Raw genomic sequence first — 319 nt, 5'->3', positions numbered from 1 at the left:
AACATCCACTGGGGTATTTGCACCCGAAAGACTCACAATTACTTGTCCTTCGCCAGTATTTCCACGTTGGAAGCCAATATCAGCAATCCCTTGATTTTGCTTATTGACCGTCGGAGATACATAACTTGGTAAGCTCGGTGCTTGATTGGCATTATTAATTTTTAAAATAAAAGTATTGCCTTCTACACGTGTTGTAAAAGCGCCACTATTTTTTAAATTTACTGTTAACCGAGAACGTTGATCATCTGCAGCGACATCGACTGTTGAAGCTTCCTCACTCGCTACGGGAATAGATGCTTGGCTAATATTTTGTTTAGCA

The 319-nt window shown here is 40.1% G+C and carries 1 pseudogene; it reads right to left on the bottom strand.

The annotated features are described in order from the left end of the window. A pseudogene (locus tag FLQ44_RS08120) lies at positions 1-319 on the bottom strand (hypothetical protein); the annotation flags it as partial.

It is taken from the genome of Vogesella mureinivorans (assembly GCF_007644035.1).
GTDB lineage: Bacteria > Pseudomonadota > Gammaproteobacteria > Burkholderiales > Chromobacteriaceae > Vogesella > Vogesella mureinivorans.
This window is presented reverse-complemented; position numbering and strand designations above follow the sequence as displayed.